Origin of the sequence: Parablautia muri (genome assembly GCF_009917485.1) — a bacterium.
Lineage (GTDB): Bacteria > Bacillota > Clostridia > Lachnospirales > Lachnospiraceae > Suilimivivens > Suilimivivens muri.
In genome coordinates this window covers 35,405-48,359 of sequence record NZ_QZDT01000021.1, presented here as the reverse complement: position 1 = coordinate 48,359, position 12,955 = coordinate 35,405, and the positions used below count along the sequence as shown (strand labels likewise).

Genomic DNA, 12,955 nt, shown 5'->3' with positions numbered 1-12,955 from the left:
CAATTTTTTCCATGAGAAATTTGTGTAAGAATGAATTGGTTTTTAGAGTGTGACAATGCTTTAGTTTTTATAACGCGGAGGTATATTTTTTGTCATTAGAAAAAGAAGATGTTGGGGTAAGGAGTAGAATTTTACTGATTTTCAGTCCATATCGCTGCATGAGAAGGCGGCTTTCAGAGGAACAGGCCAAAATGGGCAGGCTGGTTTTGCCTGCAAATGATACAGGATTGAAGGAGGATATAACGGTCGGTTTGGAATGGAATGGGGAATGCTGGCAGGTAGATGGAAAAGAGCTGTGTGAAAATGCTCCTTTTTATTTCGATACGAAAATATATTGTGATACTAAGATATATTATGATGCGAAAATGGCTGAAAAGAAGCCGGATGGAATGCTGCTGTTTTTGCTGTCCGGAGAAATGAGGAGCCTTTTGACATCCGGGGTGCTTGTGCCGAGGCAGGAGGAGCGGATAGTAATTGGAAAAGGGTATAAGAATCAGGTTTTTTATGAGTGCTTTTCTCTGGTGGGGGAAATATATGCAGAAATTATGTATGTGAATGGGCAGTTTATGATGAAATGCTTGGGGGATAAAGGCGTTTATATAAATGGAAGGGCATTTGGAGAGCGTACCTCTTTAAGCTGTGGAGACAGTGTGGATATTTATGGACTTCATATTTTGATATTGAAGGGAATATTGGTATGTGTCTCTTTTTGTGGAGTGTGCCGTATTGCTATGGGCAGGAACAGGCCGGGAAGTAGAGACGAATCTTTGGGAGTAGCAGTGCTGCAGGAGGGAAAAGAGAAGAAGTGGATAGAACGCAGGTGTGGACAGGAGGCGCAGCTCCATGTGGGCGAGGTGGAGATGGTATTGCCGGAAAAGCCGGGAATGGAGCAGAGGGAGCCTTTGCTTTTAAGCCTTGGTCCCATGCTTACAATGGTTTTGCCGGTGCTGCTTATGGCGCAGCTTAGCGGTCAGTTTATGGAAGGGACTGGCAAAAGCTTTTACCATATGTCGGTGGTTATGAGTGTGAGCAGTGCATTTCTTGCCCTTTTTTGGGCACTGGCCAATTATTGGTACAGGGAAAGAGCAAAAAAGCGGGAAAACAGAGAAAAGGAAAGGCAATATGTAGAATATCTAAATGGACTTGAGACTTACCTGCAGGATTGTATGGAGGATAACAGGATGATTTTGGAGGAAAGATATCCGCCTCTTTTAGCGTTTATGGGAGAAAGGGGAGAGAGGGTGGCGGTTTCCTGGAACCGGTATTACAGGCAAAAGAATTTTTTGTATCTCCGTATTGGAAAAGGAAAAATACCATTTCAGATTCGCTTAAAGTTTTCAAGTACACAGAAGGCTATTGTGAAAGGAAAGCTTGTGGAGCGGGCTGAGGAGCTTATGGAAAAATATGAATTTTTGGACAGGGCGCCTGTGGAAATGGATTTCTATGAGAACAGGCAGGTGGGTATCATGGGAAAAGAGGCCAGGGGAATCCTTATTCAGCTCCTTATGCAGATTATGGCCTGCCACTGTTACACGGAGGTAAAGACAGCCTGTTTTTACCGGGAGGAGAGAGCAGAAGATCAGGAAATTGTCAAATGTCTAAGGTGGATGCCCCACAGTTGGTCAGGAGATCGGAAGGTGAGGTTTATTGCGGGCAGTGAGAGGGAGGTCGCAAATATTCTTCCGGTTTTGACGAAGGAATTAAAGAGGGGGAAGGAACAGTCAAAAGGGGGACTAGGGATTCCATGGTATATTGTGGTTGTGTTAGAGGAGGAATTGATTTTTGAGGAGCCTTTGTATCAATATTTGACGGATCCAGAGGAAAAATATCCTGTAAGTGCGGTTTTTCTCGGAAAGGAACGAGAAAATATTCCGAAAAGCTGCCGCTGTTTCATTAAAAAAGAGGGAGAAGTAGGGGAAATTTTCAGTCTGGGGATGGAGCAGATTTCAAGGCAGAAAATTATGGTTGAGACCTGTAACAGTTTACATGCCCAGGAATATGTGCGGAGAGCGGCAGGTTTTCGGGTGAGGGAGACGGAGGGCGGCGGACATATGCCGGAACAGGTAAGTTTTTTACAGCTTTATGGATGTGGCAGGGTGGAGGAATTGAAAAGTGAGAGGAGGTGGAAGTATGCAAGATGCGATGAACGGCTTAAGGTTCCCATAGGATACAGGGCGGGAGGCAATATAGTAAACCTTGATTTACACGAGAAATTCCACGGGCCTCACGGGCTGATTGCCGGAACCACCGGATCTGGAAAAAGCGAACTTTTGCAGACATATCTTTTGTCTATGGCGGTATCTTTCAGCCCTTTGGATGTCAACTTTTTTATGATTGACTATAAGGGTGGAGGAACCGGAAATGCACTGAGAGAACTCCCTCATTGTGCAGGTGTTATATCTAATTTATCAGGAAATCAAATCAAAAGGGCCATGTCGGCCATAACCAGCGAAAACAAACGAAGACAAAGGCTTTTAAGCCGTTTTCAGTTAAATCATATTGACGCCTATACCAGACTTTACCGGGAGGGAAAAGGGGATACGCCTATGCCCCATTTGATTTTGGTAGTAGATGAGTTCGCGGAGCTGAAGAAGGAGGAACCGGAATTTATGCAGGAAATTATTTCATTGGCTCAGGTGGGGAGAAGTCTGGGCGTACACTTAATTCTTGCAACACAAAAGCCGGCGGGAACAGTGGATGATAAAATTTGGAGCAATGCAAGATTCAGGATGTGCCTGCGCGTACAGGATACACAGGACAGTATGGATATGCTTCACAATAAAGATGCAGCTTTTTTGACATCTCCGGGACAGTGCTACCTGCAGATTGGAAATTATGAGTATTATGAATTATTTCAGGCAGGATATTGTGGGGGAAGCTATGTGGAGGAGAAAGAAATAAGGACGCGGGCCGCGCTGATACAAAATACAGGTCAAAGGATGGAAATGCCTGGGAAAGCAGAAAACAGTCTGTCGGAGCATTGCAGCCAGATTGATATGTTGGTTCGCTATGTAGGCCAGACAGCGGTAAAGATAGGGTATGGAAAGGCAAAGGCTCTTTGGATGCCGGAGCTTCCTGAAAGGGTTTTGATTAAGGAGCTGGCAGATGGAAGGGGAGAGATAAGAAATGAGAAAATGAAAGAGAATGCACAAAAGGAGGGAGGTGCGATGATAGTTGAAGATGGCGGTATAAAGCTGATGCTTGGATTATGTGACGATCCCGGCAATCAGCGTCAGGAGGTGCTTACCTATGAGCCTTACATACAGGGGCATTTGGCAGTCTGCGGAGGCCCGGCTGCCGGGAAAACTACTTTGCTGAAAACGATTTTGTGGCAGCTTGCTACGTGTGATAGGAATCAGGAGACAATCTTTATGGTGGCGGATATAGGGCAGGAGAGTTTTAGCTGCTTTGGTACTGTGCCAAATTGTCTGGCGGTATTTCAGAAAAAAGAAGAGAAAGATATTTTTTTCTATCATTTGAAGCGGCTTGTCCGCGAGAGGAAAAAGGTCCTTTCAGGAACAAATATCATGCAATACAATAAATCGGGAAAGGGGAATCTGGCACAGGTATTCCTTGTAATAGATAATTTTGGAAGCTTCTATAAGGTTTTGGAGGAAAAACAGGAAGAATTTTTTATGAAGCTGGCAGCACAGGGGATTAATCTTGGTTTTTATTTGATTTTATCAGCAGCCGGAGCAGGAGAAATAGGAGGAAGGATATTTGAAAAGATTAAGACAACCCTGGCCCTTGAGATGAGTGATCGTTTTCAATATGGCGATATATTGAGACAGTACTATCTTCCGGTACTGCCGAAAGAAAACCAAAAGGGACGCGGGCTTTGTCGGGTTAAGGAGCGTGTATTGGAGTTTCAGGCAGCGCTTGCACTGGAGGAACAGGATTATGCATACGCAAAGTTGGTGGAGGAAGCAGGAAGAAAAAGAGAGGAGTATCTGCGTAGTCAGGGAAAAGCTCTGCCGGAAAAGTTTCCGGTTATACCCAAAGAGGTAGAATATGGAAAAATTGTTGACGGTTTTCATTGGAAGAAAGGGGAATTACCATTAGGATATTGCTTATCTACCGGTGAAATCTATGGAATTAGCATAGGAAAGGCGGCTTGCTTTTTCATCTCAGGGGTGGAAAGGACCGGAAGGAGGACGTTGATGCGATGTCTGATTGAAAGCACACTTTATCAACATAACAAAGTGGTGATATTAGATACCGGGAGTAGATTTAGGGATTTGCAGGAGGAAGATGGACTTATCATGCTCAAGGGTGACGAGGAGATCGAAAAATGGCAGCTGGATTTTACAGGAAAAGAAAAAACTGCAAAAGCATTGCCGGTTAGTGTGTTTATAAGCGACTTAGGGAGTTTTTGCAGATTCCTTTATCGTTCAGGGCAGATGCGGGAGGAAAGAATTGCATTTTGGGAAAATGCGGCCATGGGGAAAGGAGAAATTGCATTTTTAGCAGGAATTTATCATCCGGCCAAGGACTATGAGGCAGTAGGGACAGGTTTTTTCAGTGAGTTTGTTAGATGGCAGCAGGGGATTCATCTGGGAGGTAATGTGGCGGCACAAAGAGCCTTATCCTTTGACGATTTAAGCTATGCCAAACAAAATCAACATGAGCCTGTGGGCATTGGCTATTTGAAAGAAGGGGCGGGATTAGAGACGATTAAGATGCTGCTTCCTGCATTTAAGGGATGTCGGCAGGAATGGGGACGGGAATGATTTTGGTGGATATACAAATACCGGCGTTAGATAGAGTATACGATTTTGAGCTGGATGAGGGGTTGACAGTCAGGGTATTGATGCAGGATATTCAGACGCTGGTTTCAAAGCAGGAAAAAATACCCGAAAGGGAAGATGGGGACAGTTATCTGTATTCCCTGGGTCAAGAGCGTATTTTAAGACAGGAGGAGACATTAAAGCAGCAGGGAGTGCAGGATGGCGATAGGCTGATTTTAATATAGGAAGCTATGGGGGACTGGAGTATACAGCTTAAGACAGCAGGTCTTAACGGATGGATAGTGTCAATAGAGGAAAATCTGACGATGGTGAAGGATTTTCTCGATATTTTAGAGCAGGAGGAGAAAGCGCTGAAAAGGGTTTTTGACAGTGAGGCAAGGCTGCAATGGGAAAAAGTCTTTCAGGATGGAATAGCAGAAATCAGGGAGAAAATGATAGAAATGGAAAAAATCACTCTTTCGGTTGAAGAATTGGCACAAACATTGACGGAACTAGAAAAAAGTATGGTATCAGAGGCGGAAGGGTTTCGTTGAAAACTGACTTCCGTAGCTTATTTAATGGTAACCGGACACAGTAGTTATGTGGAAGGAGAGAAGAAAGCAAGGAGGGAGCTTTTGGGAGAACGTATACTGGTTACAACGGAATATCTGAAAGAAAAGGAGGAGGAATGGAAAGAACTGCTGGGCTTGGCACAAAACGCTTATCAGGAAGCAGCAAAGAGCGCTGATAAATTAGAAGAATATTTTTCCTGCAAAGAGACAGCAGTAATAAGAAAAAAATTTGCTGTCTGGAAGGAGGAAGGAATGGATGTTTTTGAAAGATTGAAAAGTCATCTTGGTAAACTGAAAAGTATGGCTTTGATATATGAGGAAGCGGAGAGGAGCAATGTAAATGTTACAGTCCCAAATTGAAATGCATTTTACGGAAATTTTGCATTTATCAAAGCAGCTTAGGGCACTTTCGAAAATCGTAAAAAATTTTTCGGAAGTAGAATTGATGCAGGAAATTTGCGAGATTAAGGTGGGCTGGAATAGTGAATGTGCTGATGTATTGGCTCAGAAGGAAGGGAAAATCCTGGAAGGTATCAGCATAGAGGCGGAGAAAATGAATAAAGTGGCTGAGGAAATGGAGGAGTGGGCTAAAAAAATGTATCAGTCTGAAATGACCAACAGTCAAATTGCAGTATTTAGAAGCTATAGATAGGATAACAGCCTAAAGGTTTTTAGCAGTAGGGGCGGAAAAAGGATAAAGCAGATAGGAAACGGCGAAGGATGAAGCAAGCAGGGAAACAATTACAATTGAAAGGAGAATCTATATGGCATTTTTTCAGGTAACATCATCACAGTTAAGAAGTAAAGCAGGAAAAATTATGGATTTAAACAGTCAGTTTAAGGCGAAGGCAACACAGCTTGGAGAGCAGGAGGCATCCCTGGGCAGTATGTGGGAGGGAATGGCGAAGGATGCTTTTCATCAGGCCTTTTTGCGGGACAGGCAGCAGATGGAGGTTTTCTGTCGGCTGATTGAGCAGTATGTGCAGGCGCTTTTGGAAATTGTAGCCAGATATGAGCAGGCAGAGACAAGGAACAGAGAGATTGCCTCTGCCAGGAATTATTAGAAATTTGTTGGTTGTCAAAGAGAATGGAGGATTGATATGGAAGGTATTTTAAAGGTAACGCCTGAAAAATTGATGCAGACTTCAGGGGAATTTGCAGCAACTGGGAATCAGATGAAAAATCTTACCAGTGAAATGATGGCACAGATCCAGGAGATGAAAGGTATCTGGCAGGGAGAGGCGGCCAGCGCATATGGGAGTAAATTTAATTCCTTACAGGCCGACATGGATAAGCTTTACCGGATGGTGCAGGAGCATGTAAAGGATTTACAGGAAATGGCAGCCGGCTATCAGAGAGCGGAGGCAGGAAATGCCGAGCAGGGAAGTGGTTTAAATACGAATGTTATCGTGTAGAGTTCCAAAAACTTAATAGATTTGATTTGGTCATTTTGAGAGAAGCCTCGTTTTTGCGGTTAAGAAAAGGATAAAGGGCGGGATGGAAGGGAGGAGGAGCCAGGATGAGCGAAAAGCTGTCCGATGCGGAGATGAGTATGGTGTTAGATACTTTTATGTATCTTGATTATAAGGAAGCGCCGGATGGAGCTACTTTAAATGAAATTTTACTGTCTCTTAAGGAACATCCGGACTATGGCGGCGGTGGCGTTCACTATGGAGAATATACTGTGGTTGAAAAAGCAGCTTTAAATGAGACAGTAGGAAATCTTGTAATCAGCTGCCAGAGTACAAATATGGGGTATGATGCAGGAACTGCCGCATGTACCTTTACTTCCCCGGATCAGAGTTGCATTTATATCGCTTATCGGGGAACCGGTGATGGAGAATGGCCGGATAACGGAATTGGAATGACTTCCATCTCGTCCACCCAGCAAGAGAGCGCCCTTTCTTACTTTGAGGAGGTGGTGGAGGCAATGGAGTTAAACGAACATCAGCGCCTTATTGTAACGGGTCACTCTAAGGGAGGGAACAAAGCACAGTTCGTGACCATGGAGTCCAGGTATCATGGATTGATTGATGCATGCTATTCGGTGGATGGACAGGGTTTTTCCGAACAGGCAATAGAGGAATGGAAGGGCAGATATGGAGAGGAGGGGTACGAGAGAAGGAGGGACAAACTGTACGGGCTGCATGGGGAAAATGACTATGTCAGTGTTCTTGGAAATTCCATTATCCCAAAGGAACATATTCGATACATAAGGACACCGGTGGAAAAGAATAACTTTGCCGGTTATCATGATATCAAATATATGTTTGCCGCCCTTACTTATGATGTGGGAGCCGGCGGAATTGTTACAATATTTAATGGAAGGAAAAATGAGGATGTGGCAGGCCAGGGAGCGCTTGGCAGATATGCGTCTGTACTATCTGCAGGAGTGATGGATCTATTACCTGAAAAAAGGGATGGATGTGCATCTGTCATCATGCAGATTATGGAAGCGTCAAAGGGTGAAAAGAAGGGGATAAACGGGGAAAAGGTGACATGGTCGGATTTAGGAGATTTCACCTTCCAGGGGCTTCCGCTGATTGCCCAAAGTCTTCTGCAGGAAAAAGAGGGCATAAGCTTTTTAGAGTCTTTTTTCAACAAGAAGGCGGCACTGCGAGGGCTTTCTGAACCTATTATTCTCCAGGTAAATAGTAAAAAGCTACAAAAACAGGCAATCGAGTTCAAGACCACGGTTGTACGCGTAAAGGAACTGGCAACAGAAATAAGGGATATGGCTGAGGCCATTCCCTTATATATGAAAGGAAGCAGTACGTTATACCACAGGCTTAAACTCTCAGCCCTGGAGATAGAAAAGCTTGGTGAAAAATTAAGGAGGGCGGCGCAGCTTAAGGAGACTATGGCTGAAAAATACCGCTATTGGGACGAACAGACACAAATAAAAGGATAAATTCCGGCTTATGTGCAGTTTGGCAAAAAATCAAAGTTTTGCAGTCACATAAACATACCCATTACATAGATATAAGCCTGTTACATAAACATGATATTTACGGCATTTTTTCCTGCGGCGGTTTTTAAATTTCTTTTGTACTCAGTTGGAGTGCATTTAACATACTGTTTAAATACCTTATTGAAATAGCTTACATTATTAAAACCAATGCTAAAAGCAAGATCTGATATATTCCGAAAAGTGGGATCATTATCTTGCATCATAGTTACAGCCTTTAAAATCCGGTACCGCATCAAGTATTCGATGGGAGAGAACTGCAGAACTCTTTTAAAACAGCGGCAGCATTCACTTTTGCTAATATGTACGGAAAAAGCAATTTGTTCCAAAGTTAATTGTTCTGCATAATGACTTTCAATGAATAAAATGGCATCCTTTACCCGGATTTCGTCCAGTGACAGGCTATGGGGCTGACTGCCCGGGGCAGCCTGGGGGGTGAGAAGCTCTAACAATTGTACCCAGAACTGACAAAGCAGGGATTTGGTGATTAATTCATAACCGTATTCCTTATCCATGTTAGTAGAAATGACGGAATGAATGTTATCCATCAGTTTGCCGGAAATAGAGTCCTGCGAATCCAAGAGCAGAGTTTTAAGGGCAGGAGAATTTAATACCGGAGAAAGATATTTCCCGGCTATCAGGGTATTTCCATACCCAAATAAAAAGGATGGGTCAAACATAATAGAATACAGGCAGCAGTCTGTTTTGGTATCTGCAGGATGGACGGAATGCATAACATTTTGGTTTAGGAAAATTCCCTGTCCGGCCTCAAGAGGGGGCTCTTTGTTATCTGTGGTGAGAATGATTCTTCCTTTCGTGATAAGAAGTACTTCGACTTCCGGATGCCAGTGCCACCTGACTCGTTGCATATACATTTTAGAAAGATCAATAAATTGAACTTGGACGGGATAGCTGATTTCACTGCCTCTGACAGTGCCGTCCGCATAAAGGTTAGCATCAGTATTGTCAGCTGCGTACATAGATTCCTCCTTGTCTGAGATATAGTATTTTATATTTGTTCTGGCAATTTGGATCTTGAATAGAATCTATACTAGATAATGATATTTTAATGCATTTTTGAAAAAGATTCAAGAGATATAAATAGTTGCAAAAAAGTTTAATTTAGGATAAAGTATGCTCTCTTTCATGACCCAAAAACAGCATGTATGCATTCCTAACTCTTGAAAAGTAACGCTTTAACAACAATTTTAACAACGATTGCAGGTATAGACTCAAATTTTAGTGGATTTTTGATAATAAAGTTGTTATAATCTACTTGATATAGTTTTTCTCTGAAAGAACGAATGGGTGAAGTGATACATTTGAAGAAGGAGGATCCAAAAGATCAAATGGATAAAAGAACGATATTAATTATTGAAGACATGGAAATTAATCGTGCAATGCTGGCGAATATATTTGCGGATGAGTATGATATTTTAGAGGCGGCAAACGGCAAAGAAGGAATTAAGCTTTTTGAGGAGAATTTTTCTGCACTTGCAGCGGTACTGCTTGATATCGTTATGCCTGTGATGGATGGGTTCCAGGTTCTTGAGGCGCTTAGTAAAAAAGAGTTGATTTCCAAAGTTCCTATTGTTATGATTACGGGGGAAACCTCCGTTGAATATGAGAGGCGCGGGTATGAATACGGTGTGGTAGATTATATTCATAAGCCTTATCATGCACCTACCGTGAAGCAGATGGTCAAAAATAATATTGACTTGTATGCCTATAAAACACGACTGGAAACGTTGGTAAAAGCACAGACGGCTGAGCTTGAAGTACAGAATCAGCTTTTGACGAAACAGGCCCAGAGACTTCGGAAGATGAATGATGCTATGATAGATGCCATGAGCAATGTGGTAGAATTCCGGGATATGGAATCAGGCCAGCATGTAAAGAGAATCCGTGTATTTACCAGGGCATTGGCAATAGAGGTTATGAAGCGTTATCCTGAATACAGACTGACGGATGAAAAGATTGATATGATTACCCAGGCTGCGGCTATGCATGATCTTGGAAAGATTACTGTGCCGGATAATATTTTGCTTAAGCCAGGAAGACTTACTTCAGAGGAATTTGAAATCATGAAATCACACACCACTAAGGGCGCGGAGATGATAGCATCCTTTGTTCGGATGGATGATGAAGATTATTTTAATTATTGTTATGATATTTGCAGGCATCATCATGAAAGGTACGATGGTTTAGGATATCCGGATGGACTTAAGGGCGATGAAATCGGAATTGCAGCTCAGGCTGTTTCTGTTGCGGATGTTTATGATGCGTTGGTATCAGAGCGGGTTTACAAAAAGGCCTTTGATAAGGAAACCGCCAGCAAAATGATTATGAACGGAGAATGCGGATGCTTCTCGCCAAAGATTTTGGCGGCCTTTGAGGCAGTTAAGGAGGAATTTGCACACTTGGCAGATACTTATTCTGGTTAAGCAGGAAATTATAAAGTCAATAGACAGAAAAGCATAATACATAGTACGGTAAATAAAAATGTTAACACCCCGCTGTTGCGCTTGCAGAGGGGTGTTAATTGTTACATTGACTTACAAAGTAAAATCATATAAATCCTCCATGCTGCCAACACCTGCCAATTTGGGCATCAGCACAAATTTGTCTGTGAAAATTGTTTTATAGAAATTTATTTTTCAGAGTAATAACCTATAAGCTTTCAATATAATTTTGAGTAATTAAGATTGCTGTATTTGCAGCAGCTGCCTCTTTTTGGTAATTGAAGGGAAATATAAATACCGATAGCGCAGCGGCGCTTTCTGCAATACGGTAGGTGAGAGCGCTGCGTCCACCAGTATTATGGATTTTTTTGACAGGTAAAATGTTTTGCGCAATGAAGCTTGGGAAGAAAAGTATTGAGAAGAAAGGAAGGTATGTAAGGATGAAAGGGATGGTACCAAAGAGTATTGCAAAAAAAATGACAGGTGCAATATTGCCGGGAAACAGTACAGTTGAATTGAAAGAATTTAAGGTGCCAGATCCAGGCTATGGACAGGTATTGGTGGCAACCCGTGCTAGTACAATCTGCGGTTCGGATATTCGTGCTATCTACAGGGAGCATACGGGTAAGGGGGCAGAAGGATATATACCGGGAATGATTGCAGGGCATGAACCATGCGGCGTAGTGGCAAAGACAGGGCCTGGAACCAGACAGTTTACAGAAGGAGACCGTGTGATTGTGTATCATATTTCGGGGTGCGGCATCTGCTATAACTGCCGTATGGGATATGCGATAGCATGCACCAGTAAGAACAGACAGGCTTACGGGTGGCAGAGAAATGGTGGAATGGCAGAATATATGCTGTGTGATGAGAAGGATTTAATTGCATTGCCAGATGAGCTTACCTATTTGGATGGGGCATCTGTTGCGTGTGGTTTTGGGACGGCTTATGAGGCGCTTCAAAAAATCGGTATCAGCGGTGATGACGCGGTTTTAGTGGTGGGACTAGGGCCGGTAGGTCTGGCAACCCTTATGCTGTGCAAGGCAATGGGGGCAGAGAAATTAATTGGCGTGGAGATGAATGATTACCGCATTCAATTAGCGAAGGAGAAGGAATTGGTGGATTATGTGGTTAAGCCCTCAGACACAGCAGTAGATGAAATTCTTGCCCTTACCGGCGGACACGGTGTAGAGCGCGCCATAGACTGCTCTGCAAGCGATGCCGGAAGACAGACCGCTGTCCGTGCCACCAGAGACTGGGGAAAAATTGCGCTGGTGGGGGAAGGAAATACCATGAGCCTGAACCCAAGCCCAGATATGATGCATTCGCAGAAATCCATTTATGGTTCATGGGTTACCTCCACATGGAGAATGATGGACTTGGTTGAGCATTTGGTGAGATGGGGGATTCATCCTGGGGATCTGGTGACAGATGAATTTCCAGTGGAAAAAGCAGATGAAGCATATGCTCTGATGGCAAGCGGAAAATGCGGCAAGGTGGCCGTTGTTTTTCAAGAGTAAAGGTACCCATTTCGCCTTTTCGCATATAGTGCAAATAATAAAAGAAATGTAAAATCCGGAGGCCGTATGGCAAATCAAAAATTAGAGGTTTTACTTGGACTTGCACTTAGTGTGGAGGAAGCAGAGAGGAAAAAATCAGCGCAGCTCGGTGTTGGTTTCATAGAAGAAACAAGAAAATGGGAATTAATTGTCAAATATAATGGAGATATTGGAAGACTGCAAAGCAATGTCATAGGTGTGGAGGAGCTGATTGCCGGGTATGCAATTGTGACTATACCGGAGGAGCTGATTGATACATTTTCGCAGCTTGACGAGGTGGAATATGTGGAAAAGCCTAAAAGGCTTTACTTTTCAACTCTGCAGGGAAAGCAGGCATCCTGCATTTTTCCTGTTACAAGAAGAAATCCATATTTGACCGGAAGTGGAGTTTTGGTGGCTGTGATTGATTCCGGGGAGTGTGTAATTATATTGTTAAGCCAATCTCTATTTATTCTCGCGGGCAACGAGCCAAGTAGACGTGTTTAGAGATGCGAAGCATATCATAGATATTTGGCGACTGCCGCGAAACAGACATTTTTCGAATGTCCTATGGATGGGCTGACCTGTGAAAGAGTAAAAAAGCTCAAATCATGAAATATAGTTTTCAGGCATTAGTGGTGATTCATGATAAGTATTGGATATTTTGTTAAAAAGAATATATCATGAT

12 protein-coding genes are annotated in these 12,955 nt (G+C 43.1%); 11 read left to right on the top strand and 1 reads right to left on the bottom strand.

Annotation, left to right across the window (positions count from 1 at the left end; all coding sequences use genetic code 11):
- Nucleotides 1-89 precede the first annotated feature (89 nt).
- The 8 genes from essC to D5281_RS13405 all read left to right on the top strand — a co-directional run bounded on the left by essC (nt 90) and on the right by D5281_RS13405 (nt 8,210).
- Nucleotides 90-4,730: a type VII secretion protein EssC gene (gene essC, locus D5281_RS13440; RefSeq protein ID WP_160560665.1), complete on the top strand. Its 4,641-nt coding sequence runs from the start codon at nt 90-92 to the stop codon at nt 4,728-4,730.
- The gene (locus D5281_RS13435) at nt 4,715-4,972 is read left to right on the top strand and encodes an EsaB/YukD family protein (RefSeq protein ID WP_160560664.1); all 258 of its coding nucleotides are present in this window, start codon (nt 4,715-4,717) and stop codon (nt 4,970-4,972) included. Before essC ends, D5281_RS13435 begins: the two co-directional genes overlap by 16 nt.
- A 6-nt stretch (nt 4,973-4,978) precedes the next feature.
- Nucleotides 4,979-5,281 carry a hypothetical protein gene (locus D5281_RS13430; RefSeq protein WP_160560663.1) on the top strand — a complete coding sequence of 101 codons (303 nt, stop codon included), beginning with the start codon at nt 4,979-4,981 and terminating at the stop codon, nt 5,279-5,281.
- Between the two features lie 81 nt (nt 5,282-5,362).
- A complete protein-coding gene (locus D5281_RS13425) occupies nt 5,363-5,659 on the top strand; it encodes a hypothetical protein (protein WP_160560662.1) in 297 nt (98 codons plus the stop codon).
- A complete protein-coding gene (locus D5281_RS13420; RefSeq protein WP_160560661.1) occupies nt 5,640-5,951 on the top strand; it encodes a hypothetical protein in 312 nt (103 codons plus the stop codon). Before D5281_RS13425 ends, D5281_RS13420 begins: the two co-directional genes overlap by 20 nt.
- Nucleotides 5,952-6,063: 112 nt before the next feature.
- Entirely contained in the window at nt 6,064-6,363 is a 300-nt protein-coding gene (locus D5281_RS13415; protein WP_160560660.1) for a WXG100 family type VII secretion target, read from the top strand.
- Between the two features lie 36 nt (nt 6,364-6,399).
- Entirely contained in the window at nt 6,400-6,714 is a 315-nt protein-coding gene (locus D5281_RS13410) for a WXG100 family type VII secretion target (RefSeq protein ID WP_160560659.1), read from the top strand.
- 104 nt (nt 6,715-6,818) lie between these two features.
- Entirely contained in the window at nt 6,819-8,210 is a 1,392-nt protein-coding gene (locus tag D5281_RS13405; RefSeq protein WP_160560658.1) for an Mbeg1-like protein, read from the top strand.
- 80 nt (nt 8,211-8,290) lie between these two features.
- Here D5281_RS13405 and D5281_RS13400 read toward each other — a convergent pair whose 3' ends face one another.
- The gene (locus tag D5281_RS13400) at nt 8,291-9,247 is read right to left on the bottom strand and encodes an AraC family transcriptional regulator (RefSeq protein ID WP_160560657.1); all 957 of its coding nucleotides are present in this window, start codon (nt 9,245-9,247) and stop codon (nt 8,291-8,293) included.
- A 369-nt stretch (nt 9,248-9,616) separates the two neighbouring features.
- On the opposite strand from D5281_RS13400, the gene D5281_RS13395 reads away from it, so the two are divergent.
- The 3 genes from D5281_RS13395 to D5281_RS13385 all read left to right on the top strand — a co-directional run bounded on the left by D5281_RS13395 (nt 9,617) and on the right by D5281_RS13385 (nt 12,774).
- Complete coding sequence (locus D5281_RS13395; protein WP_160560656.1) at nt 9,617-10,711, top strand: response regulator; 1,095 nt, start codon at nt 9,617-9,619, stop codon at nt 10,709-10,711.
- Nucleotides 10,712-11,169: 458 nt separating this feature from the next.
- The gene (locus D5281_RS13390) at nt 11,170-12,249 is read left to right on the top strand and encodes a zinc-dependent alcohol dehydrogenase family protein (RefSeq protein WP_277935357.1); all 1,080 of its coding nucleotides are present in this window, start codon (nt 11,170-11,172) and stop codon (nt 12,247-12,249) included.
- Between the two features lie 66 nt (nt 12,250-12,315).
- Nucleotides 12,316-12,774 carry a hypothetical protein gene (locus D5281_RS13385; RefSeq protein WP_160560655.1) on the top strand — a complete coding sequence of 153 codons (459 nt, stop codon included), beginning with the start codon at nt 12,316-12,318 and terminating at the stop codon, nt 12,772-12,774.
- The last annotated feature ends 181 nt before the right edge of the window (nt 12,775-12,955 follow it).